The organism is Nesterenkonia flava, assembly GCF_031432335.1.
GTDB classification, from domain to species: Bacteria; Actinomycetota; Actinomycetes; order Actinomycetales; family Micrococcaceae; genus Nesterenkonia; species Nesterenkonia flava.
This window is the reverse complement of sequence record NZ_JAVKGT010000001.1, coordinates 97142-121368: the sequence shown is the minus strand read 5'-3', so window position 1 is coordinate 121368 and position 24227 is coordinate 97142. Positions and strand designations below refer to the sequence as shown.

Below are 24227 nucleotides of genomic sequence, written 5' to 3'. Positions count from 1 at the left end.
CCCCGTAGGTGTCGTCGAATGTCCAGTGAGGAAACGCGTGAGCGATGAACAGCCCCCTGAGGTGGGCTCTCGGCGTCGTCGCCGCGAGATCCGCGAGGCCAGGGAGCGCGCCAGAGCAGCAGAGCGGGAGCGGCTGGCGGCAGCGCGACGACTAGGATCTACGGCGACTCCGGGCGGAATCTTCGACCAAGAGGCCTCTGAGCCCAAGGTGGACCGCGCCGCTGAGAACGGACATCGTAGCGCCCAGTCCCAGAACGACCCCGCGTTTCCCTCACGACGAGCGCTGCGGCAGCAGCGTGAAACCGGTTCCATTCCCCGCATCTCCCCGGAAACACCCCAGCCAAAGCCGGTGAACACTGCGCTGGGTGAGGAGCAGCCGCCCGTCGCCTCTTCGCGCGTGCCCCGGGCGCAGGAGTCTCGAGACTCCGCAACGAACGAAGAGCCGACCTGGGCTCGCTTGGCGGCAGCGCAACAGCAGAGCAGGTCGGTCCAGCAACAGCCCGACCGCAGCATTCAGGCTCCAGGGCAGAGAACTGTCTCTGCTGCTGAGAGCAGCAGGGGTCAGCAGCAGGGTGAGTCTGAGTCGCTTCCGATCGCCTCATCCCGTCACGAGTCCGCGCCCGCGTCCCCCGCAGGGGGTACGGAGCCGGGCGGCGGAACGCCGGAGGATTCATCGGCGGAGGGTTCCGCCGATGAGGGTGTCTCCGCCGCGTCTCCAGTCCCCGAGGCTGGTCCTGCTACGCCGTTTGAGCACGTGCTGTCTCCGCAGCAGCCTTCCAGCCCCGCCGAGGCAGAGCATGTGCCCGAGGACGAGCACGCGTATGCGGGTGAAGACTTCCACGACCATGAGGACTTCGATGGCGAATACGCCGAGGAGTGGGAGCTCACTGAAGACGGCGAGTACATCGAGCATGACGAGAACGGCGTCCCGGTGCTGGTGGGCGCCTCCAGCTACGGGCGCGGGTACCAGACCGTCACCGCGGTGGACTCTGAGATGAGCCGCAACCTTCTGGAGCGACGCCGTGCCAAGCGGCGGCGGCGCAACATCGCCATGGGCATCGCCTTCGGAGGCTTCGTGGCGCTGATGGTGGGCCTTGTCATCGTGGTCCAGTCCCTCAGCGGGATCTTCGGCGATTCAGAGCCTCAGGACTATGAACAGGTGGCCGGAGACCTGGTCTCCTTCCGCATCGAAGAGGGCGACGGTTTGGAGAACGTCGCCGGACGACTGGTGGACCAGGGGATCGTGGCCAGCCGCGACGCGTTCTTCGACGCGGTCGCAGAGTTTGAAGGTGACGCCACCCCGCATCCCGATGAGTTCATGCTCAATGAGCAGATGCCGGCTGCGGACGCCGTGGAGGCGATCTTCGGTGATGGCGTGCCCGTCTACACCGTCTACATTGAGCCCAATATGTGGATCGAGGAGGCCTTCGCAGAGATTGCGGCCCAGACCCCGCACAGTGTGCAGGATCTCGAGGCAGCCGCCGCTGATCCCACGGCCTACGGCCTTCCTGAGCAGGCGCTGAGCTTGGAGGGCTACCTGCCTCCGGGTGAACACAGCTTCCCGATTGAAGACGAGATGACGGCCGAGGAGATCCTCACCGAGCTAACCAGCATCACCCTGGAGCGGCTCGAGGAGCAGGGCATCACCGACCCGCAGGAGCAGTACGAGACGGTCATCATCGCCTCCCTCATCACCGCTGAGGCGAATCACAACGACCCCGACTCGTATCCGGTGATGGCCGGTGCTATCCAGAACCGACTCGAGCCTGACAACCCTCAGACGGATGGTTATCTCTTCATCGATGCGACCAACAATTACGGTCTCGGTGAGCACGACATTCACGGAGCTACCCAGCTGGATGAGGACAGCCCGTGGAACAGCCGTACGCAGCCTGGCCTGCCGCCGGGTCCCGTGGGGGCACCGCTGCGTGCGACGCTGGAGGCAGCGGCTCACCCGCAGGAGAACGACTACAACTACTGGGTCACGGTGAACCTCGAGACCGGTCAGACCGAGTTCAGCGAAACCTACGAGCAGCACCAGGTCTACGAGCGGGAGTTCCTGCAGTGGTGTGACGACAACCCCGGGGTCTGCTCGCCTGCCGACGTAGAGTCTGCCGAGGAGGGCTTCGAAGGATGAGCCCGGCTGCCGCGCAGCGTGCGGCGGTGCTGGGCTCGCCCATCGGGCACTCCAAGTCGCCCCAGCTGCACACCGCCGCTTACCGGCACCTGGGGCTGTCGATCGACTACACGCGCATCGAGGTCGACGAGGAGTCTCTGGCGGACTTCATTGCCGCGGAAGCGGGTCGGCCCGGATGGCGAGGGTGGTCGGTGACCATGCCGTTGAAGTCAGCCATGCTGGGGCACGTCCATGAGGCGTCCCCGCGGGTCCAGACTCTGGGTGTGCTCAACACGGTGGTGCATCGCCCGGATGGAACTCGCTACGGCGAGAACACGGACGTGGACGGCATCCTGCAGGCATTGGCTGAGCATGCGGTGCTTCCTGTCGATGGGAGCACCGACTCGAGTATGGCGATTCTCGGAGCTGGGGGTACAGCGGCAGCCGCCCTGGCCGCTGCCGCTGAGCTGAACCGGCGCAGGGTCAGGCTCTACGCCCGCACTCCGCAGCGGGCCGCTGCCGCCTATGAGCTGGCCCGTTCCCTGGACCTTGACGCACAGGTTCGTCCGTTGAGCGCCCTGGGTGACGACCTGTCCAGAGAAACCTTCGACGTCGTCGTCTCCACCCTCCCTCCCCGTGCGGCGGACTCCCTGGCGGAGACGATACCTGCCGCCTCGGAGGCGGCCGGTGCGCCCGTGCTGCTGGACGTGGCCTACGATCCCTGGCCTTCGGTGCTCGCGCAGACCTGGACGACGCGTGGGTGGCGAGTGAGCAGCGGATTGGACATGCTGCTGCACCAGGCCGTCAAACAGGTGGAACACTTCACCGCCTACACCGAGAACCCCGCGGCCGCACAAGGGCACCGTGAGCGCGAGAGCATGATTCAGCTCATGCGCGCCGCGGTGGCCTGAGCCCACGGCCCTGCTCCCATCGCCCTCAACGTTAGGATGGACACCATGTTGCGCTGGCTCACCTCCGGAGAATCTCACGGCAAATCCCTCGTCGGCATCCTTGAAGGACTCCCCGCCGGGGTTGAGCTGACCACCTCCGACGTTCAGGAGCGACTTGCTCGACGGCGCCTGGGCTACGGCCGTGGTGCCCGCATGAAGTTCGAACAGGACCAGGTCCAGCTTCTGGCCGGGGTGCGTCATGGAGTCACCCTGGGCGGCCCGCTGGCCATTGAGGTGGGCAACACCGAGTGGCCCAAATGGGAGAAGGTCATGTCCGCCGACCCGGTGGATTCAGCAGAGCTGGAGGGTTTGGCGCGCAACGCCCCGCTGACTCGTCCCCGACCGGGACATGCTGACTACACGGGCATGCAGAAGTACGGCTTCACCGAGGCCCGGCCCGTGTTGGAGCGGGCCTCAGCCCGAGAGACCGCCACGCGGGTCGCGCTGGGCACTGCTGCCCAGCAGTTCCTGGCCGCACTCGGCATCACCACCGTCTCCCACACCACCGCTGTAGGCACCGTGAGCGTTCATGAGGGGGCGGCCGTGCCACGCGCTCAGGATGTGCAGGCGCTGGATGCCGATCCGCTGCGATGCTTCGATGCAGCCACATCCCAGGCCATGGTCGCGGAGGTGGACGCCGCGCACAAGGCCGGCGAGACGCTCGGCGGAGTGGTCGAAGTCGTCGTCGACGGTGTTCCTCCGGGGCTCGGAAGCTACGTCCACTGGGACCGCAGGCTCGACGCGCGGCTCGCCGGGGCCCTGATGGGCATCCAGGCGATCAAGGGCGTGGAGGTCGGCGACGGCTTCCGCACGGCGGCCCGCCGCGGCAGTGAGGCCCATGACGAGATCGAGCATGGTCCCGACGGCAGCATCATTCGCGCCACCAATCGCGCCGGCGGCATCGAAGGCGGCATGAGCATCGGTGACGCCATTCGAGTACGCGCGGCGATGAAGCCCATCGCCACCGTGCCGCGTGCGCTGCGGACGGTGGACACTGCCACGGGAGAGGCGACCACCGCTCACCACCAGCGCAGCGACGTCTGTGCAGTCCCGGCCGCCGGCGTCGTGGCTGAGGCCATGGTGGCCCTGGTGATCGCCCAGGCTGTGCTCGAGAAGTTCGGCGGCGATTCCGTGGCCGAGACCCGCCGCAACATCGAGAGCTACCTGGCGAACCTCCCCGAGCTCGGCGGGAACCCCGACGCCGCCGGCACGGACGGCGACCCGCTGCAGGCGCCCGCCGCCATGCAGGACTAAACGGGCGAGCAGGGAAGTCCTATGCGCAATATCGTTCTCATCGGACCCATGGGGTCGGGCAAATCCACCGTGGGAGCGGCCCTGGCGCGTAAGATGGGACGGCCACATGTGGACACTGATCACTTCTTCGCCGCCCGTCACGGGTCCATCCCCGAGTTCTTTGCAGAGCACGGGGAAGAGGCTTTCCGCGCGGAGGAGGAGAAGATCGTCGCAGAACTGTGCGACTCACCACGCCCATCGGTGATCAGCCTCGGCGGGGGAGCCATCCTCAGCCGGGCCACGCGCGAGGTCATCGCATCACACTGGGTCGTGATGCTTGACGCAACGGCAGACCAGGTCGTCGCCCGAATCGGGGACGCTTCCACCAGGCCGATGCTCAAGGACACCTCGTTAGGGGAGGACCCCGCCGCTGTATGGCAGCGCATCTACCAGGAGCGGGAGCCGCTGTACCGGCAGTGCGCCGACTACATCATGGAGCCCGCAGACATGAGCATCGAGACAAGAGCCGATACCATCATCACGGCCTTCCACCAAGACACTCAGAGGACAGGTACATGACCGAGAACGCCGATCCCGCATTTTCCCAGGGCCACACCGAGGACCAGCCCACCATCATCACCGTAGGGGAGGGCAACGGCCAGGGCGGGCAGAACCTCGGCTACGACGTCGTGGTGGGCCGCGGCCTGCTCTCCCGGCTGCCGGAGATGGTCGGCACACAGGCCGAACGCGTCCTGGTGATCCACCCCCGAGCCCTGCGCGCTACCGGCGACGTGGTCCGCGAGGACCTCGAGAACCACGGCTACCAGGCAGTGGTCGCCGAGATTCCCGACGCCGAAGAGGGCAAGCACATTCAGGTCGCCGCCTTCTGCTGGCAGGTCCTGGGCCAGAATGACTTCACCCGCAGCGACGCGATCGTCTCCGTGGGCGGCGGTGCCGTGACCGACGTGGCAGGTTTCGTGGCCGCCACCTGGCTGCGCGGGGTGCGTGTGGTGCACATGCCCACCACGCTGCTGGGCATGGTCGACGCCGCAGTGGGCGGCAAGACCGGCATCAACACGGCCGAGGGCAAGAACCTCGTCGGCTCCTTCCATCAGCCCGCCGGTGTCCTCGCAGATCTGGACACCCTCATCACGCTGCCGCGCAACGAGCTCGTCGCCGGACTGGCAGAAGTCGTCAAATGCGGCTTCATTGCCGACGAGGAGATCCTCAACATCATCGAGGCTGCACCGGACCAGGCGCAGAACCCCCACTCCTGGCAGGTGCGGGACCTGATTGAGCGAGCTATCCGGGTCAAGGCTGAGGTGGTGGGTCAGGACGCACTCGAGTCCGGCGTCCGCGAGTCTCTGAACTACGGGCACACGCTGGGACACGCCATTGAGCTGGCCGAGCGCTACCAGTGGCGCCATGGTGCCGCGATCTCTGTGGGCATGGTCTTTGCCGCCGAGCTGGGCCGCAGCCTCGGCCGGATCGATGACGCCACCGCCGACCGTCATCGAGACGTGCTCACCTCGCTCGGACTGCCCGTGACCTACCGGGATGACCGCTGGAATCAGCTGCTGGAGGGCATTCGACGGGACAAGAAGAACCGCGGCGACACCCTGCGCTTCGTGCTGCTCAACGGCATCGGGCGCCCTGCCACCGTGGAGATTCCCGACGCCTCGATTCTTTACAGCACCTATCAGGAGATCGCCGAGCCCGCGAGCCCCGTCATCTCGCTGTAGGATAGACCGGCGGCTTACACACCTGAACAAAGAGAAAAGGCTGACACCTGTGGCAACGTCGAACGACATCAAGAACGGCTCCGTGCTCAAGCTGGAGGGCCAGCTGTGGAACACCCTGGAGTTCCAGCACGTCAAGCCCGGCAAGGGCGGCGCCTTCGTCCGCACCAAGCTGAAGAACATCACCTCCGGCAAAGTGGTCGACAAGACCTTCAACGCTGGCGCCAAGGTCGAGTTCGCCACCGTGGACCGCTCCAACTACCAGTACCTGTACATGGACGGCAATGACTACGTCTTCATGGACATGCGTGACTATGACCAGGTGACCGTCCCCGGCACCGTGGTGGGCGACGCCGCCAACTTCCTCCTGGAGTCCGCTGAGGTCCAGCTGGCCATGCACGAGGGGACCCCCCTCTACATCGAACTGCCCCCCTCGGTAGTCCTGGAGATCACCCAGACCGACCCGGGCCTGCAGGGCGACCGCTCCAAGGCTGGCACCAAGCCTGCCACGCTGGAGACCGGCCACGAGATCCAGGTTCCGCTGTTCGTGGACCAGGGCACCAAGGTCAAAGTTGATACCCGCACCTCCGAGTACCTTGGCCGCGTGACCGACTAGTGGCGAAGCGATCCAAAGCACGACGCCGCGCGCTCGAGATCCTCTTTGAGGCCGAGCAGCGCGGAATCTCTCCTGAGCAGGTCCTGAAGACCCGCACGGAGAAGGGTGACCTGGTCGCCAATGAGTATGTCGGGGAGATTCTCACCGGCGTGACCGAGCGCCAGGAGCGCATCGACGAGCTGCTCTCGACCTACGCACGAGGCTGGACCGTCGAGCGCATGCCCCGGGTGGACCTCATGGCCCTGCGCATCGGCACGTGGGAGATTCTCTACAACGAGGAGATTCCCGACGGAGTTGCGGTGGCCGAGGCGATGGCACTGGTCCGTCAGCTCTCGACGGAGGAGTCCCCGAAGTTCGTCAACGGCGTGCTGGGCCGCATCCAGCAGCTGAAGTCCACCCTGGAGTAGAACGCCGGTGCCGCCGGCGCTGATAGGGTGGTCCAAGACCTCGATAACTGAATAGTCACCCTCCTTTAAAGATCGTCCTGTGAGGCGAGAAAGGAGTCGAATGGTGCACACCACACCTGAGACCAGCAAGGTCATGAGCGCCTCAGACATCGAGCGCGCACTGACCCGCATTGCCCATGAGATCGTTGAAGCCCATCGCGGCGTCACCGGACTCGTTCTCCTCGGCATTCCGCGCCGCGGCGTTCCCCTGGCCACACGCCTGGGGGAGAAGCTTTCCCGCATCGACCCCGGTTTCGATGCCCGGGGCGCCGTCGGATCCCTGGACATCACCATGTACCGGGATGATCTGCGCTCCGGTGCGGTCCGCGCCCCTGAGCCCACCCAGATCCCCGACGCCGGCATCGACGGCACCACCGTGGTCCTCATCGATGACGTGCTGTACTCCGGGCGGACCATTCGCGCCGCCCTCGACGCACTCTCCGATCTCGGCCGTCCGCGAGCTGTGCGCCTGGCGGTGCTCGTGGACCGCGGCCACCGCGAACTGCCCCTCCGCGCCGATCACGTGGGCAAGAACATCCCCACATCCCGTGAAGAACGGGTGTCCGTGCAGCTGGCTGAAGTCGACGGGGTCGAGCGTGACCAGGAGTCCGTACTCATCACCCGCGGCCCCGCCGCCTCTTCCCAGGGAGGTGTCGCATGAGCTTCGGGCTGCGCCACCTGCTCTCCACCGCCGACCTCGCCGCCGAGGATGCCCTGACCATCCTTGACACCGCTGAGGAGATGGCGGCGGTCTCCACCCGCGAGGTCAAGAAGCTGCCGACCCTTCGCGGCCGGACCGTGGTGAACCTCTTTTTCGAGGACTCCACACGCACACGCATCTCCTTCGAAGCCGCGGCCAAGCGGCTCTCCGCGGACGTCATGAACTTCTCCGCCAAAGGGTCCTCGGTCTCTAAGGGCGAGTCCCTGAAAGACACCGTCAAGACCTTGGAAGCCATCGGAGCGGACGCCATCGTGATGCGTCACAGCGCCTCCGGTGCCGCCGCCCAGCTGGCCGGGTCCGGGTGGACCGACTGCGCGGTGGTCAACGCCGGCGACGGAACCCATGAGCACCCCACACAAGCGCTCCTGGACGCCCTGACCCTGCGCCGCGGATGGAGCGCCGCCCACGGTGAGAGCCCCCGCGGCAACGACCTGTCCGGCATGAAGGTGCTGATCGTCGGGGACATCCTGCACTCCCGTGTCGCGCGCTCCAACATCTGGCTGCTCAGCACCCTCGGGGCGCAGGTCAGCCTGGCCGGTCCGGCCACCTTGATGCCCTACGGGGTGGAGAACTGGCCCGTGACCGTGCACTACGGACTCGATGATGCCCTGGCAGCAGGGCCCGACGCCGTGATGATGCTGCGCGTGCAGACAGAGCGCATGGGCGGCACCTACTTCCCGACCGCCGCCGAATACACCCGCCGCTGGGGACTCAGCGACGAGCGCCTGGCCGTGCTGAACCGACTCACGCTGGGGGAGACCGACTCCCCGGCACTGATTCTCCACCCGGGTCCCATGAACCGCGGTGTGGAGATCTCCTCCGCCGCCGCCGACTCACCACAGACCAAAGTCCTCGACCAGGTGTCCCACGGCGTCTCCGTGCGGATGGCCGTGCTGCACCTGCTGCTGACAGGAGACCACTCATGACCACTTACCTCATCACCGGCGCCAAGCCCTACGGCGAAGAACCCGCAGACCTGCTCATCCACGACGGGCTCATCGCAGCCCTGGGCCCCTCGGCCGCCGAGCAGGCCGGCCGGTACGACGACGTCACCACCGTCGAGGCCGCCGGGCTCATCGCCCTGCCCGGCATGGTGGACCTGCACACTCACCTGCGCGAACCCGGACGTGAGGACGCTGAAACCGTGGAGACCGGCACCCGGGCGGCCGCGCTGGGCGGCTTCACCGCGGTGCACGCCATGGCCAACTCCTCGCCCGTGGCCGATACCGCCGGCGTCGTTGAACAGGTGCACCGCCTGGGCCAAGAGTCCGGCTGGAGCGAGGTCTACCCGGTCGGTGCGGTGACCGTGGGCCTGGCCGGAGAGCAGCTGGCCGAACTCGGAGCGATGGCCGAATCCTCCGCGAAGGTCCGCATGTTCTCCGACGACGGCATGTGCGTGCACAACCCCGTGCTCATGCGCCGGGCGCTGGAGTACGTGAAGAACGTGGACGGATTCGTGGCCCAGCACGCCCAGGATCCCGCGCTGACCGGATGGGATACAGAAAACCCCGCGCAGATGAACGAGGGAGAGGTCTCCTCCGTGCTCGGACTGCCCGGGTGGCCGGCCGTGGCCGAGGAGGCGATCATCGCCCGCGACGTGCTGCTGGCTCAGCACGTGGGGTCCCGCCTGCACATCTGCCACGTCTCCACCAAGGGATCCGTGGAGATCATCCGGTGGGCCAAGGAACGCGGCATCGCCGTCACCGCGGAGGTCACTCCGCACCATCTGCTGCTGACCGACGAACTGGTGCGCAGCTATGACCCCGTCTACAAGGTCAATCCGCCCCTGCGCACGGCAGAGGATGTGGAAGCGCTGCGTGAGGGACTGGCGGACGGAACCATTGACGTGATCGGCACGGACCACGCCCCGCATCCCACGCAGGCCAAGGAGTGCGAATGGGTTCACGCCGCCATGGGGATGACGGGACTCGAGACGGCACTGCCTGTTGTTCAGCACGCCATGGTGGAGACGGGGCTCATCAGCTGGCGCCGCTTCGCGGAGGTGACCTCCGAGCGTCCGGCCCAGATCTACGGCCATGCCCACCACGGTCGCCCGCTGGCGGCCCAGGAGCCGGCCAACCTCATCCTCGTCGACCCCCATGCGGCCCGCAGAGTGGACCCGGAGCAGCACGCCACCAAGGGCAGGAACTCGCCGTTCCGCGGTCTTGAACTGCCTGGACAGGTGCGGGCCACGTTCCTCTCCGGACACCCGGTGGTCCTCGACGGCGAACTCCACACATCACTGACCGGCAGGAAGGGCCAGAACTGATGCTTATCCCACTGCTGACCACCCAGGCAGACCGCACGGGGGAGTACCTGACGTACCTGTGGGTGGCGCTGGGCCTGATCACCGTGTTCTGCCTGCTCATCTGGCTGGGATGGCGCAACCGTAAACGACGCCAGGCCACCCTGCCCGCACCGCAGGAGATCCCTGCGCACCTGCTTGAACGCGAACCACTGGCCGCCGCCGAGGGCATGGTCATCGGCACCGTCTCGGCCGCGGACTACCTCGACCGGATTGCGGTGCACCAGCTGGGACTGCGCACCGGAGGCCGCGTGGAGCACCACACAGACGGTGTCGCGGTGTTCCGGGCAGGAGCACGCAACTACTTCATCCCGGCCCCGAGCATCACCTCCGTGCGCACTGACCGGGGAGTGGTGGGCAAGTTCGTCGAACGCGACGGGGCCATCATCATCGGCTGGACGCTGGGGGAGACCGCGGTGGAGACCGCATTCCGCGCCCGCCACGCCCAGACCAACACCGAGCTGCTGAACTCGCTGAACGAGGCTGTCACGTCAGAGGCCGTGAAGAAAGAGAGCACCACCGAATGAGCGTTACCACCGATGGGACCAGCGCAGTCCTCGTGCTGGAGGACGGCACCGTCTACCGCGGCACCGCCTACGGCGCCACCGGAACCACCCTGGGAGAGGCTGTCTTCTCCACCGCAATGACCGGTTACCAGGAGACCCTCACCGATCCCTCCTACGCCCGCCAGATCGTGGTGCAGACTGCACCGCACATCGGCAATACGGGAGTCAACGACGAGGATCCTGAGTCCCGCCGCATCTGGGTAGCCGGGTATGTGGTCCGCGACGCCGCCCGCCGTGCCTCCAACTGGCGCTCCGCGCGCAGCCTTGACGACGAGCTCGCGGCGCAGGGCATCGTCTCCATCAAAGACGTCGACACCCGAGCCATCACCCGTCACCTGCGCGATAAGGGCGCGATGAAGGCCGGCATCTTCTCCGGCGATGCGCTGACGGACGCACGCGGTGAGGAGCGCCCCACCGCCGAGCTCGTCGACGAGGTCATCAACCAGCCGGGCATGCTTGGTGCCCGCCTGGCGGAGGAGGTCACCACCGAGGAGGCCTACGTTGTCGAACCCTCCGACCACGGCTACAGCGGCGAACCGGTGGCCACCGTGGCCGCGATCGACCTGGGGCTGAAAACCATGACCCCGGTGCGTATGGCCGAGCGCGGGCTGCGCGTGCACGTGCTGCCGGCCACTACTACCTTCGCCGAGATCGAAGCACTGAACCCGGACGGTGTCTTCCTCTCCAACGGACCGGGCGACCCCGCCACCGCCAGCACTCAGATCGGTCTGCTGCGAGAGGTGCTCGACGCCGGAAAGCCCTTCTTCGGCATCTGCTTCGGGAACCAGATCCTGGGCCGCGCCCTGGGCTTCGGCACCTACAAGCTGCCCTTCGGCCACCGCGGCATCAACCAGCCGGTGATGGACCACACCACCGGCAAGGTCGAGATCACCAGTCAGAACCACGGATTCGCCGTGGACGCGCCCATCGGTGAGATCGTGACCGCTCCTGAGTCCCGCTACGGGCGTGTTCAGGTCAGCCACTCCAGCCTCAACGACGGCGTCGTGGAGGGGCTGCGATGCCTGGACATCCCTGCGTTCAGCGTGCAGTACCACCCCGAGGCTGCTGCCGGCCCCCACGATTCGGCCTACCTCTTCGACCGATTCGTCGAGCTCATGACGCGCGACGACGTCGCCACCGGCGCCGATACGCTCCCCCCGGCTGACCGCCGTCCCTCTGCCACCGACTCCGCCCCCGCTCCCACAGGAGGACACGACCAGCATGCCTAAGCGCCAGGACCTCAACTCCGTACTGGTGATCGGCTCCGGACCGATCGTCATCGGCCAGGCCGCCGAGTTCGACTACTCCGGCACCCAGGCTCTGCGGGTGCTGAAGGAGGAGGGCATCCGTGTCATCCTCGTCAACTCCAACCCGGCCACCATCATGACCGATCCGGAGTTCGCCGACGCCACCTACGTGGAGCCGATCAGCCCCGACGTCGTCGCCAAGATCATCGAGAAGGAACGCCCGGACGCGCTGCTGCCGACCCTGGGCGGACAGACCGCGCTGAACACCGCGATCGCCCTGGACAAGTCCGGAGTGCTCGAGAAGTACAACGTGGAGCTCATCGGCGCGAACATCGCCGCCATCGAGCTCGGTGAGGACCGCGAGAAGTTCAAGGGCGTGGTGGAGCGCTCCGGCGGCGAATCCGCAAAGTCCATCATCGTCCACACCATGGATGAGGCCTTTGCCGCCGCCGAGGAGCTGGGCTACCCGATGGTGGTCCGCCCCTCCTTCACGATGGGCGGTCTGGGCTCAGGCCTGGCCTACAACGCCGAGGACCTGCGCCGCATCGCCGGTGCCGGTCTGCAGTACTCGCCCACCACCGAGGTGCTCCTGGAGGAGTCCATTCTCGGGTGGAAAGAGTACGAGCTGGAGATGATGCGCGATGCCAATGACAACGTCGTCGTCGTCTGCTCCATCGAGAACTTCGACCCCGTAGGCGTGCACACCGGCGACTCCATCACCGTGGCGCCGGCCATGACGCTGACCGACCGGGAGTACCAGAAGCTGCGCGACATCGCGATCAACGTGATCCGTGAGGTCGGAGTGGACACCGGCGGGTGCAACATCCAGTTCGCCGTGGACCCGAAGACTGGCCGCGTGGTGGTCATCGAGATGAACCCGCGCGTCTCCAGGTCCTCGGCACTGGCCTCGAAGGCCACCGGTTTCGCCATCGCCAAGATCGCCACCAAGCTGGCGGTGGGCTACACCCTGGATGAGATCCCCAACGACATCACGCAGAAGACGCCGGCCAGCTTCGAGCCCACGCTCGATTATGTGGTCGTGAAGGTTCCGCGCTTTGCCTTCGAGAAGTTCCCCGCCGCCGATCCGACGCTCACGACCACGATGAAGTCGGTAGGCGAGGCCATGGCGATCGGCCGCAACTTCACCGAGGCCATGCAGAAAGCCCTCCGCTCCCTGGAGCAGCGCGGCAGCGAGTTCAGCTTCGTCCCCGCCTCGGGGGAGGAGCTCGACGCTCTCAAGAAGGGTATGGCCACCCCCACCACGGCACGTCTTTATCAGGTGCAGCGGGCGCTGCTCTCCGGAGTGAGCCTCGAGGAGATCCACGAGATCACCGCGATCGATCCATGGTTCCTGGATCAGCTGCAGCTGATCAACGAGACCGCACAGATGATCGCAGAGGCCGGGGAGCTCACCCCCCATGTGCTGCGCACCGCCAAGCGTCACGGATTCTCCGATGAGCAGATCGGACAGCTGCGGCACATGGACCCCGCGGTGGTGCGCGGCGTCCGCCACGCCCTCGGTGTCAGGCCCGTCTACAAGACGGTCGACACCTGTGCCGCCGAGTTCCCGGCCTTCACCCCGTACCACTACTCCAGCTACGACCTCGAGGATGAGATCGCCGACCACGCTGCGCCGTCGGTGATCATCCTGGGATCGGGCCCCAACCGCATCGGTCAGGGCATTGAGTTCGACTACTCCTGCGTCCACGCCACCATGGCGCTGGGCGAGGCGGGGTACGAGACGGTGATGGTCAACTGCAATCCTGAGACTGTCTCCACCGATTACGACGTCTCCACTCGCCTCTACTTTGAGCCGCTGACCCTGGAGGACGTGCTCGAGGTCATTGCCGCAGAGGAGCGCACCGGGGGAGTGGCCGGTGTGTTCGTCCAGCTCGGCGGACAGACCCCGCTGAAGCTGGCTCAGCAGCTGGCCGACGCCGGAGTTCCCATCCTGGGCACCAGCCCCGAAGCGATCGACCTTGCCGAGCACCGCGGAGCCTTCGACCAGGTGCTGCGCGAGGGCGGGCTGATTGCGCCGAAGAACGGCACCGCGGTGAGCTTCGAGGAGGCTAAGCAGGTCGCCGACTCCATCGGCTACCCCGTCCTGGTGCGTCCTAGCTATGTGCTGGGCGGCCGCGGCATGGAGATCGTCTACGACGAGGCGGGACTGGCCCGCTACATCGAGAACGCCACCGAGGTGACCCCCGAGCACCCGGTGCTGGTGGACCGTTTCCTCGAGGACGCCATTGAGGTCGACGTCGACGCCCTCTATGACGGGAGCGATCTCTACCTGGGCGGCATCATGGAGCACATCGAAGAGGCCGGCATCCACTCCGGCGACTCCGCCTGCGTGCTGCCGCCCATCACCCTCGGCCCCGAGGTGCTCCAGCGGGTCCGCGAGGCCACCCGCGCCATCGCGGCCGGCGTCGGAGTGCGCGGACTCATCAACATTCAGTTCGCCGTGGCATCCGATGTGCTGTACGTCATCGAAGCCAATCCGCGCGCCTCCCGCACGGTCCCGTTCGTCTCCAAAGCCACCGGGGTGCAGCTGGCCAAGGCAGCCGCCCACATCGGTACAGGAGTCAGCATCGCCGAGCTGCGTGAGGGCTCAGGCCATCAGCTCTCGGGCCTGCTTCCGGCCACCGGTGACGGCTCGCTGCTTCCTCCCGGAGCACCCGTGGCGGTAAAGGAGGCCGTGCTGCCCTTTGCGCGATTCCGCACCGAAGAGGGTCGCGTCGTCGACTCGCTGCTGGGTCCTGAGATGCGCTCCACCGGAGAGGTCATGGGTATTGATAAGCACTTCGATACGGCCTTCGCGAAGTCCCAGCTCGCTGCCAACAATCCGCTGCCGACCTCCGGCAAGGTGTTCGTCTCTGTGGCCAACCGCGACAAGCGAGGCATCATCATGGCGGTCAAGCGTCTGACCGACCTGGGCTTCTCAGTGGTCTCGACCGGCGGCACCGCCGATGTTCTGCGCCGCAACGGCGTGCACTGTGAGGTCGTGAAGAAGATTGCCGATGCCGAGGGCGAGTCGGGCACCATCCTGGAGGCGGTGGAGGCCGGGGAGATCGACCTGATCATCAACACACCCTCCGGCGGCGATGCCCGCAGCGACGGCTACGAGATCCGCGCGGCCGCGACAAGCCTGGGCATCCCGGTCATCACCACCGTGGCCGAGTTCGGCGCCGCAGTGCAGGCTATCGAGGCGCAGCGGCACTACACGTGGTCCGTGGCCTCTCTGCAGGAGCACGCAGAGCGGCTGCGCCTGGCAGGTCTGGGAGACAAGGCGGAGGCGGCCGGGTGAGCAGCTTCGGCAGCCGCCTGAAACACGCGTTCGAGGAGTATGGGCGCCTGTGTGTCGGCATTGACCCCCACCCGGGAATGCTCCCCGAGTGGGGGCTGCCCGATGACGCCTCCGGACTGCGCGAGTTCGGCAGCCGAGTGGTGGAGGCCTCCGTCGGACGCGTAGGGGTGGTCAAGCCCCAGGTGGCGTTCTTCGAGGCCTACGGGGTCGCCGGCATGCGGGCCTTGGCGGAGACCATTGCTGAGGCGAAACAGGCAGGTCTGCTGGTGATCGCCGATGCTAAGCGTGGAGACATCGGTTCCACGATGGCCGCTTACGCCGAGGCTTGGTTGAACCCGGAGGGCGATTTCGGAGCAGATGCCCTGACCGTGAGTCCTTTCCTGGGGTTCGGCTCGCTGGATCCTGCGGTGGAAGCCGCTCATCGCTACGACGCCGGCCTCTTCGTCCTGGCCTTGACCTCGAACCCGGAAGGGCAGGAAGTACAGCTGGCGCGCACCGAGCACGGGACCATCGCTGCGGGCATCGCTTCCCGTGCCGCGGCACTGAACGGAGAAGCGGAGCTGGGCAGCATCGGCCTGGTGGTGGGAGCCACCACCGCCTATCTGGCTCAGGCCAACGGCATCGATCTCACCCAGGGGCGCCCTCCGCTGCTGGCCCCGGGCTACGGCGCCCAGGGGGCTACTGCCCAGGCCATGCGGGAAGGATTCGGGGATGCCTGGGACCAAGTGCTGGTGAATTCCTCCCGGGACATTCTGCGCCGGGGCCCGGAGATCCTCGCCCTGGCGGAGGCCGTCGACGAGGCTCGGGCGGACGTGGCCTGAGCTGAGGCTTGATGGGTGCGGGGTGTCACGTCCTATTGCCGTGGACGAAAATTGCCGCTAGATTCTGCCTAAGATAGCTCTGGCGCACCACGCGATGAGGAGAACCAACAGTGGCACTGCGAGAACTCACCCAGGAAGAGCGAGATACCGCGCGGCAGAAGGCACTGGCTGCCCGGGTCGAGCGGGCTGAGGTGAAACGCGAGTTCGGCGCCGGACGGCTTAGCTTCACAGGCGTCCTGTCCCGCGCAGACGATTCTGAGGCGGTCGCACGGCTGAAGACCCTCGAACTCCTCGAGGCTCTGCCGGGAATCGGCCGGGTCACCGCCACCAAGATTCTCGAGGACCTGGGCATCTCCATCAACCGCCGACTCGGCGGTCTCGGGGTCAAGCAGCGCCGCGCCCTGGGCGATCACCTCGCCCGCCTGGGCTGAGCGCCCGCACCGTAGCCTCCCACGGTCCCGCCCGTTGAACGGGAGACCCCATTGCGAGGGCGCAGCCCCGCGGGAAACAGTGATCTGGGTAACACTCACTGCACTGTTTCTGCACAGGCGACGAGCCGGGGAGATGCGCCATGGGACTGTTGGACACCGCCGTATGGCACGGCAAGATCTTCATCAACGAGTGGACCGACGGGGGAGGCGGAACATCGCCGGTCATCGAACCGGCTACCTCCCAGCAGCTTGCTGACCAAGGCTTTGCCTCCATCGAGGACGTCGCCCGAGCCTCCGCTGCCGCAGCTCGCGCCCAGGCGGAGTGGGCTCTCCGACCTCCTGAGGAGCGAGCCGGGGTTCTGCGGCGCGCCGGGCAGCTCTTCGAGCAGTATGCCGAGGAGATCCGCTGGTGGATTCAGCGGGAGACCGGTGCTATTGCAGCCAAGGCGGGACTCGAGACTCACGTGGCGGCCAATGAGTGCTTTGAGGCTTCCGCACTGCCTACCCTGGCCCAGGGAGAGGTGCTCTCCTCCAACGATGACCGCTGGTCCTTTGCCCGACGTCGGCCCCTGGGAGTGGTCTCTGTCATCGCGCCCTTCAACTTCCCGCTGATCCTCTCCATCCGCGCGGTGGCACCGGCGCTGGCCACCGGCAACGCGGTGCTGCTGAAGCCCGATCCGCGCACCACCGTCAGCGGCGGTTACGTCCTAGCCCGGATCTTCGAGGAGGCAGGCCTGCCTGCCGGCCTGCTCCAGTTGACTCCCGGCGGAGGAGATATTGGGGCGGCCGTCGTGGAGGCCCCCGAGGTGAAGATGGTGGCCTTCACCGGATCCACCGCGGCAGGACGCAAGGTGGGTGAAACTTGCTCGCGCCTGTTGAAGAGAGCGCATCTGGAGCTCGGCGGCAAGAACGCGATGATCGTGCTTGAAGGGGCGGGTGTGGACAAGGCGGCATCAGCGGCGGCCTTCGGCTCCTTCCTGCACCAGGGCCAGATCTGCATGACCGCGGGCCGGCACATCGTCCACGACTCGGTCTATGACGAGTACGTCTCGGCGCTGGCCGACAAAGCGAAGAACCTTCCCGTGGGCGACCCCACGGACGCCGGCACCGTGATCGGCCCCATCATCGATGAGAAGCAGCTGGCGCGTGTGGACGGCATCGTGCAGGATGCGGTCGCCCAGGGTGCGACGATCCTCGCGGGCGGCGAGCACTCCGGGCCGTTCTACAGCCCCACGGTGCTGACCAACCTCACCCCAGAGAACATCGCCTGGCGCGAAGAGATCTTCGGTCCAGTGGCTCCGGTGATGCGCTTCTCCGACCTTGAGGAGGCGATCTCCCTGGCCAATGACACCGACTATGGACTCTCCATCGGGATCCTCGGTGATGTGGGCGAGGCGATGAAGATCGCAGACAGGGTGGTCTCCGGCAAGATTCATATCAACGAACAGACAGTCTCCGATGAGGCACATGCGCCGTTCGGCGGCTTCAAATCCTCCGGCAACGGCACGCGGATCGGCGGAGCGACCGTGAACCTGGAGGCCTTCACTGAGATCCAGTGGCTGACCATGCGACCAGAGATTGCCCCGTACCCCTTCTAGGGTTACCGGCGGATAAGATGGTCGGCATGCCATCGCCGGACTCCACTGCCCCGACCGTCACTGTGCTGGCCGGGCCCACCTCTGTGGGCAAGACCACGCTGAGCCGCTATATCCGCAGCACCTACCCCCAGGTGCACTTCTCCGTCTCCGCCACCACCCGCCCCGCACGGCCGGGTGAAGTGGACGGCGTCGACTACCTGTTCCTGAGCCCCGAGCGCTTCGACGAACTGGTCGCAGAAGACGCGTTCCTTGAATGGGCCACCGTCCACGGCACCCATCGCTACGGGACGCTGCAGTCCACGGTGGAGGAGGCTCTGGCGGAGGGTAAGCGCGTGCTTCTGGAGATCGACCTGCAGGGAGCGCGTCAGGTCCGGCAGCGTCTGCCGGAGGCCCAGTTCGTCTTTTTGGCCCCTCCCAGCTGGGATGATCTGGTCTCCCGGCTGCTGCAGCGCGGCACCGAGAGCCAGGAGGAGCAGCAGCGTCGCCTGGAAACCGCTAAGATAGAGCTTGCGGCAGAGAAGGAATTTGACGTCACCATCATCAACGACGACGTCAACCGCGCCGCCGCCGAACTTGTCACCCGCATGGGTTTTGACCTGAAGAACCACGACATCAACAGCTAAGGACACACGTTCACGTGACTGAGCAGCTCGAAGGCATCATCGACCCGCCGATCGACTCCCTGCTGGAGAAGGCCGACTCCAAGTACGCTCTGGTGCTCTTCGCCTCCAAGCGCGCGCGTCAGATCAACGCCTACTACGCCCAGCTGCATGAGGGGCTCTTCGAGTACGTCGGACCCCTGGTGGACACCAAGCTCAACGAGAAGCCGCTGTCCATCGCTCTGCGCGAGATCAACCAGAACCTTCTGGTGAATCACCCCGCAGGCAGCGCCGAGGCTGAGGCCGCCTAGGGCGACGTCGCCTCAACACTCCTTCACATCGACCTGATGCAGATCTGACCCGCATGAGAATTGTTCTCGGAGTCTCGGCAGGCATCGCCGCCTACAAGGCGGTGCACCTGCTGAGGCTTCTGCGGGAGGACGGGCATCAGGTCGATGTCATTCCCACCCCTGCCTCCCTGGAATTCGTCGGGAAGGCCACGTGGGAGGCCATCAGTGGCCGACCGGTCACTACCGGGGTCTTCGAGGGCGTCGAAGACGTCCGCCATGTGCGCCTGGGGCAGGAGGCTGAGCTCGTCGTCGTCGCCCCCGCCACTGCTGATCTGCTGGCTCGAACCCGCGCCGGTCAAGCGGGGGATCTGCTGACCACCACTCTGCTGGCGACGGAAGCGCCCGTCGTTCTGGTCCCCGCGATGCACACCGAAATGTGGAACAATCCAGCCACCGCGGAGAATGTGCGAGTGCTGCGCGAGCGGGGCATCGACGTGATGGAGCCTGCGGTAGGCCGTCTGACCGGCGCCGATACAGGTCCCGGTCGACTCCCGGAGCCCGCCGACATCTATCAGCATCTGAGAATGCGCATGACGCAGATTCAGGAACCCAGCACCGGGGTGCTGGCAGGACGCCGGGTGGTCATCACCGCAGGCGGCACCCGCGAACCGCTCGACCCGGTGCGGTATCTGGGCAATCGCTCCTCCGGCAAGCAGGGGATCGCGCTGGCTCAGGAGGCCGCCGCGCAGGGCGCTCACGTGCACCTGATCGCCGGCATTGTGGAGGCTGAGCTGCCTCGGGGCACTGCACGTCTTCAGGTGGAGCGCATTGAAACCGCGCAGGAGCTCCAGGAGGCCGTGCAGCGCGCGGCTCCCGAGGCGGACCTGCTGGTGATGGCCGCGGCCGTGGCGGACTTCCGGCCTGCGGAGTACGCCCAGGCCAAGATCAAGAAGACTGACAACGGCGGGGCCCCGGTGATCACTCTCACGCGGAACCCCGACATCCTTGCCGAGACCGTCCACCGCCGCAGCGTGGAAGGAATCGGGCCGCGTGTGATCGTCGGCTTCGCCGCCGAGACCGGTGACGAAGGGTCTGACCCGCTCACCCTGGCCCAGCAGAAGCTTCAGCGGAAGGGCTGCGACCTGCTGGTGCTCAACCGCGTGGGAGAGAACCTGGTCTTCGGCGAGGACGCTACAGAGGTCCACATTCTCGCGTCAGAATCCGCGCGAGCGCAGCTGAAGGATTCAGAGGTCATATCAGTGCGCGGTACCAAGGCGCAGGCCGCCGAGGCCGTGCTGCTGCAAGCCGCAGAGCTGCTCTAGCGTCGCTGAAGACTGCGGTCTCGCTGAACATTCGTTGAATGAGACCGGGATAGCCCGGATCGGCAGCCTGCTGAAGACTGGTGTGCAACGAGCTGCCGGATCGAGGAGGTACTGACGTTCATGGACGGGCTGCTTTCTCCGGTGTGGGCTGGTATCCCGGCTGCTGAACAGACCAGTGACCACGCGTTCCTCGCCGCCCTCCTCGAGGTCGAGGCCGTCTGGGCCGAAGTGCTCGCCGATGGCCAGCACGTGGAGTTTCAGGACGCCCACAGCGTGCGGCGGATCGCCAACGAATGGACGCATCTGTCTGAGCTGAGTCCCGAACGGATCGCCGCGGCCGCGCCCGCCGGCGGAAACCCGGTGATTCCGCTGCTGAACGCCGTCCGAAAAGTGCTGAGCAGCCGCGGCGAATCCGATGCGGCGCTGCACCGGGGAGCCACCAGCCAAGATGTGATGGACACAGCCCAGATGCTCGTGGCGCATTCGGTGACGGAGTCCGTGCTGGCAGACACAGCCCGGGCCGCGGATTCACTGGCGGCGCTTGCCGCCGAGCACAGGGGAACAGTCTGCATCGCTCGGACCCTGACCCGACACGCTCTGCCCAGTTCGTTCGGCCTGCGTGCTGCCTCATGGCTTGACGGTCTGACCCAGGCCGTCTCCGAGGTGCGGTCGGCGGCCGCGCAGCTGCCCCTCCAGTGGGGTGGGGCGGTTGGCACGCAGGCGGGTCTGGTCGAAATCGTCGGCGCAGGGGAGGCCAGAGAGCTCACCGCGCAGCTCGCGGAGCGGCTGGGCCTGCAGAATCCGGGACAGCCCTGGCACGTCCAGCGACAGCCGATCCTCCAGCTCGCCTCAGCGCTGACCTCACTCACCGCAGCCTACGGAAAGATCGCCTCCGACATACTGCTGCTGCAGCGTCCGGAGATCGGGGAGCTCAGCGAACCACGCCGAGCCGGCCGCGGCGGCTCATCCGCCATGCCGCAGAAGCAGAACCCCGTCTTCTCCGTGCTGATCCGCTCAGCGGCCCTCGGCGCTCCGGGGCATATGAGCACCCTTTATCAAGCTGCCTCTTTGAGCGTCGAGGAACGGCCCGACGGTGCCTGGCAGGCCGAATGGCCCGCCCTGCGAGATCTCCTGCGGCTCAGCGCCGGAGCATCAGCACGCGCCGCAGAGCTCCTCTCGGGTGTCGTCATCCATCCGCAGCGCATGAGACAGAACCTCGAAGAGGCGGGCCCCTCGGTCTTCAGTGAACGGCTCGTGGAGACCTTTGCGCCATATCACCCGCAGCAGCGCAGTGGCGTTCGGGACGCGATCGCCCGGTCCGCAGCTGAGCACACTGAATTGGCACCGCTGCTGCGGGAAGAGATTCCAACGAAAGCTCTCGCAGACCAGGAGTTTGAGGTCCTGATGGGCCAGATCCTCGATCCCGCTGGGTTCCTCGGGCGGACGCAGGAGTTCGTCGACGCCGCACTGGCGGCCCACCGACAGGAGAACCTATGACATCGCAGATCCCTGACCCCTCCGCAGAGCCGGTGGTGCCCGACCTCGCAGCCGTGCTGCTGTCCCCGGCCGAGGCCGCGGGTGCCGCCTCTCAGGAAAAGCCGATTCTGGTGGTGGGGCCGTCTCTGGGGACCAGCGCCACGGCGCTATGGTCACTTGCTGCCGAGCACCTGGGCTCGGATTTCACCGTGATCGGCTGGGACCTTCCCGGTCACGGCTCAAGCCCCGCGGCACAAGCGCCGTTCCGGGTTGAGGATCTGGCCCACGCCGTCGTCGGGCTCGTCGAACGAGTCCGGGAGGAGCTGGAGCTTCCCCGGGAGGTTCCCCAATTCGCAGCGGGGGTGTCCCTGGGCGGTGCGGTGACACTTCAGCTTGGCCTGACCGCGGAGAGCCCCTTCCAAGGGCTCGCAGCTCTGTGCACGGCCGCCCACATCGGCGAGCCAACGATGTGGCAGGAACGGGCAGAACTCGTCGAGCGGGCCGGAACTCCCACGATGGTGGAGGGGTCGGCCAAACGCTGGTTCGCGCCAGGTTTCCTCGAGCGCCATCCACAGCGGGCCACCTCGCTGCTGCATGTGCTCCAGCAGGCCGACCGGCACTCCTACGGCTACGCCTGCAGGGCACTGGGGAACTACGACATCCGGGACAGACTCCAGGAGATCAGCCTTCCCGTCCTCGCAGTGGCCGGAGCCCACGACGCCGTCTGTCCGCCGAGCGATCTGGAGCAGGTCGCTGAGGGCGTCGCCGACGGCAAGCTGGTGACCCTCGACGACGTCGCGCACCAGGCGCCGATCGAAGCACCCGCAGAGACCGCCCGAATCCTCAAGGAGTTCTTCCATGGATGAGACCCGCTACAGCGAGGGCATGAAGGTTCGACGGGAAGTCCTCTCCGACGCTCATGTGGACCGCGCCGAAGCCTCCAAGAATGCCTTCACCGAAGATTTCCAGGAGCTCATCACTCGCTACGCCTGGGGCAGCATCTGGACCCGACCGGGACTGCCCAGAACCACACGATCAGCTATTACCCTGACGGCGCTGATCGCCGGGGGGCACTGGGAAGAGCTGGAGATGCACATCCGGGCCGCGCTGCGCAACGGCATGACCTCGGACGAGATCAAAGAGGTCTTTCTGCAGTCGGCCATCTACTGCTCAGTGCCCTCGGCCAACCACGCGTTCGCCATTGGGCAGCGTGTCCTTCGTGAAGAGGAGAACTCCTGATGGAACAGGCCTACGTCTACGGAGGTGTTCGCACCCCCTTCGGCAAAATCGGAGGCGGGCTGGCCTCGGTGCGACCCGACGACCTGGCAGCCCATGTTCTGACGACTCTCGTGGAGAAGGCCCCGGCGCTGGCCCCCGAGTCCCTGGCCGAGCATGTGGGAGAGGTGATCCTCGGAAATGCGAACGGTGCCGGCGAGGACAACCGCAACGTGGCCCGGATGTCGTGGCTGCTGGCAGGTTTCCCGGTGGAAGTTCCCGCCACCACGGTCAATCGCCTGTGCGGATCCTCGCTGGACGCAGCCATCTCCGGGGCTCGCCAGGTGGTGCTGGGGGAGACCGACCTGGTCCTGGTGGGCGGTGTGGAGTCCATGTCGCGCGCCCCCTGGGTGCTACCCAAGACAGAACGACCCTATCCTCTGCAGAATCTCGAGCTGGTCAACTCCAGCCTGGGCTGGCGCCTGATCAACGAGCGTATGCCCAAGAAATGGACGGTCTCACTCGGGGAGGCCACGGAGCAACTGCGCGAGAAGTACGGCATCACCCGTGAGCGTCAGGACCATTTCGCCGCCGTATCCCACGAGCGCGCGCGGGCGGCGTGGGACGCCGGGCACTATGACGACCTCACCGTGCAGGTTCCCAACACCGAGCTGGAGCGTGACCAGACCATTCGCGAAGGGGTTACGGAAGAGAGCCTGGCGGGCCTGAGAACCGTGTTTCGCCGAGAGGGCGGGACCATCACCGCCGGTAATGCCTCACCCATGAACGATGGCGCCTCCGCGGCATGGATCGGCTCGGCAGCTGCCGCAGAGATCCTGGGCACCTCGCCGCAGGCGCGGATCGCCGGCTGGGCCGCCGCCGCCAACGAGCCCCAGTACTTCGGCTACGCACCGGTGGAGGCCACGAATCGGGCCCTGGATCGAGCCGGCATCACCTGGAGTGATGTCGAGGCCGTGGAGCTCAACGAGGCCTTCGCGGCGCAGTCCCTGGCATGCATTGACGCCTGGGGCATCGATCCGCACATCGTCAACGAATGGGGCGGTGCCATCGCCATCGGCCATCCGCTGGGCGCCTCCGGAACTCGTGTCCTGGCCACACTGGCCAAGCGGCTTCAGGCCAGCGGCGCCCGCTGGGGCGTGGCCACCCTGTGCATCGGCGTCGGACAGGGTCTGGCTGTGGTCCTGGAGAACGCGGCCTGAGGGCTGGCGAGA

The 24227-nt window shown here is 66.5% G+C and carries 23 protein-coding genes; all 23 read left to right on the top strand.

The genetic code is table 11. The features are described from left to right. The first annotated feature begins 37 nt into the window (after positions 1-37). The 23 genes from RH857_RS00570 to RH857_RS00460 all read left to right on the top strand — a co-directional run bounded on the left by RH857_RS00570 (position 38) and on the right by RH857_RS00460 (position 24215). On the top strand, positions 38-2137 hold the full coding sequence (locus RH857_RS00570) for an endolytic transglycosylase MltG (protein WP_310536027.1): 2100 nt from the start codon (positions 38-40) through the stop codon (positions 2135-2137). Then, a complete protein-coding gene (locus RH857_RS00565; RefSeq protein WP_310536026.1) occupies positions 2134-3027 on the top strand; it encodes a shikimate dehydrogenase in 894 nt (297 codons plus the stop codon). Before RH857_RS00570 ends, RH857_RS00565 begins: the two co-directional genes overlap by 4 nt. A gap of 45 nt (positions 3028-3072) precedes the next feature. Next, the gene (gene aroC, locus RH857_RS00560; protein WP_310536025.1) at positions 3073-4320 is read left to right on the top strand and encodes a chorismate synthase; all 1248 of its coding nucleotides are present in this window, start codon (positions 3073-3075) and stop codon (positions 4318-4320) included. Between the two features lie 21 nt (positions 4321-4341). Next, positions 4342-4878 carry a shikimate kinase gene (locus tag RH857_RS00555; protein WP_310536024.1) on the top strand — a complete coding sequence of 179 codons (537 nt, stop codon included), beginning with the start codon at positions 4342-4344 and terminating at the stop codon, positions 4876-4878. Continuing rightward, complete coding sequence (aroB, locus tag RH857_RS00550; protein WP_310536023.1) at positions 4875-6041, top strand: 3-dehydroquinate synthase; 1167 nt, start codon at positions 4875-4877, stop codon at positions 6039-6041. Before RH857_RS00555 ends, aroB begins: the two co-directional genes overlap by 4 nt. Positions 6042-6090: 49 nt before the next feature. Then, complete coding sequence (gene efp / locus RH857_RS00545; RefSeq protein ID WP_310536022.1) at positions 6091-6654, top strand: elongation factor P; 564 nt, start codon at positions 6091-6093, stop codon at positions 6652-6654. Then, positions 6654-7061, top strand: coding sequence for a transcription antitermination factor NusB (gene nusB, locus RH857_RS00540; protein WP_310536021.1), 408 nt, complete (start codon positions 6654-6656; stop codon positions 7059-7061). Before efp ends, nusB begins: the two co-directional genes overlap by 1 nt. 100 nt (positions 7062-7161) lie before the next feature. Continuing rightward, complete coding sequence (gene pyrR / locus RH857_RS00535) at positions 7162-7761, top strand: bifunctional pyr operon transcriptional regulator/uracil phosphoribosyltransferase PyrR (RefSeq protein ID WP_310536020.1); 600 nt, start codon at positions 7162-7164, stop codon at positions 7759-7761. A gap of 8 nt (positions 7762-7769) precedes the next feature. Beyond that, positions 7770-8747, top strand: a complete 978-nt coding sequence (locus RH857_RS00530) for an aspartate carbamoyltransferase catalytic subunit (protein ID WP_310536098.1) — start codon at positions 7770-7772, stop codon at positions 8745-8747. Next, complete coding sequence (locus RH857_RS00525; RefSeq protein WP_310536019.1) at positions 8744-10090, top strand: dihydroorotase; 1347 nt, start codon at positions 8744-8746, stop codon at positions 10088-10090. Before RH857_RS00530 ends, RH857_RS00525 begins: the two co-directional genes overlap by 4 nt. Beyond that, positions 10090-10653 carry a PH-like domain-containing protein gene (locus RH857_RS00520; RefSeq protein WP_310536018.1) on the top strand — a complete coding sequence of 188 codons (564 nt, stop codon included), beginning with the start codon at positions 10090-10092 and terminating at the stop codon, positions 10651-10653. Before RH857_RS00525 ends, RH857_RS00520 begins: the two co-directional genes overlap by 1 nt. Beyond that, positions 10650-11921: a glutamine-hydrolyzing carbamoyl-phosphate synthase small subunit gene (gene carA, locus RH857_RS00515; protein WP_310536017.1), complete on the top strand. Its 1272-nt coding sequence runs from the start codon at positions 10650-10652 to the stop codon at positions 11919-11921. Before RH857_RS00520 ends, carA begins: the two co-directional genes overlap by 4 nt. Further along, the gene (gene carB / locus RH857_RS00510) at positions 11914-15243 is read left to right on the top strand and encodes a carbamoyl-phosphate synthase large subunit (RefSeq protein ID WP_310536016.1); all 3330 of its coding nucleotides are present in this window, start codon (positions 11914-11916) and stop codon (positions 15241-15243) included. The genes carA and carB overlap by 8 nt, the downstream gene beginning before the upstream one ends. After that, positions 15240-16064 (top strand): orotidine-5'-phosphate decarboxylase, encoded by an 825-nt coding sequence (gene pyrF, locus RH857_RS00505; protein ID WP_310536015.1) that lies wholly within the window; start codon positions 15240-15242, stop codon positions 16062-16064. Before carB ends, pyrF begins: the two co-directional genes overlap by 4 nt. Before the next feature lie 110 nt (positions 16065-16174). Next, positions 16175-16495, top strand: a complete 321-nt coding sequence (gene mihF, locus RH857_RS00500) for an integration host factor, actinobacterial type (RefSeq protein ID WP_310536014.1) — start codon at positions 16175-16177, stop codon at positions 16493-16495. A gap of 140 nt (positions 16496-16635) precedes the next feature. Next, entirely contained in the window at positions 16636-18093 is a 1458-nt protein-coding gene (locus RH857_RS00495; protein WP_310536013.1) for a benzaldehyde dehydrogenase, read from the top strand. A gap of 26 nt (positions 18094-18119) precedes the next feature. Next, positions 18120-18716 carry a guanylate kinase gene (gene gmk / locus RH857_RS00490; protein WP_310536012.1) on the top strand — a complete coding sequence of 199 codons (597 nt, stop codon included), beginning with the start codon at positions 18120-18122 and terminating at the stop codon, positions 18714-18716. 14 nt (positions 18717-18730) lie between these two features. Then, positions 18731-19003 (top strand): DNA-directed RNA polymerase subunit omega, encoded by a 273-nt coding sequence (gene rpoZ / locus RH857_RS00485; RefSeq protein WP_310536011.1) that lies wholly within the window; start codon positions 18731-18733, stop codon positions 19001-19003. A 44-nt stretch (positions 19004-19047) separates the two neighbouring features. Continuing rightward, positions 19048-20304 (top strand): bifunctional phosphopantothenoylcysteine decarboxylase/phosphopantothenate--cysteine ligase CoaBC, encoded by a 1257-nt coding sequence (gene coaBC / locus RH857_RS00480; RefSeq protein ID WP_510186604.1) that lies wholly within the window; start codon positions 19048-19050, stop codon positions 20302-20304. A 120-nt stretch (positions 20305-20424) separates the two neighbouring features. Further along, positions 20425-21801 (top strand): lyase family protein, encoded by a 1377-nt coding sequence (locus tag RH857_RS00475; protein WP_310536009.1) that lies wholly within the window; start codon positions 20425-20427, stop codon positions 21799-21801. Next, complete coding sequence (locus RH857_RS00470; RefSeq protein ID WP_310536008.1) at positions 21798-22646, top strand: alpha/beta fold hydrolase; 849 nt, start codon at positions 21798-21800, stop codon at positions 22644-22646. The genes RH857_RS00475 and RH857_RS00470 overlap by 4 nt, the downstream gene beginning before the upstream one ends. After that, the gene (gene pcaC, locus RH857_RS00465; protein WP_310536007.1) at positions 22639-23019 is read left to right on the top strand and encodes a 4-carboxymuconolactone decarboxylase; all 381 of its coding nucleotides are present in this window, start codon (positions 22639-22641) and stop codon (positions 23017-23019) included. The genes RH857_RS00470 and pcaC overlap by 8 nt, the downstream gene beginning before the upstream one ends. Further along, a complete protein-coding gene (locus tag RH857_RS00460; RefSeq protein WP_310536006.1) occupies positions 23019-24215 on the top strand; it encodes a thiolase family protein in 1197 nt (398 codons plus the stop codon). Before pcaC ends, RH857_RS00460 begins: the two co-directional genes overlap by 1 nt. The last annotated feature ends 12 nt before the right edge of the window (positions 24216-24227 follow it).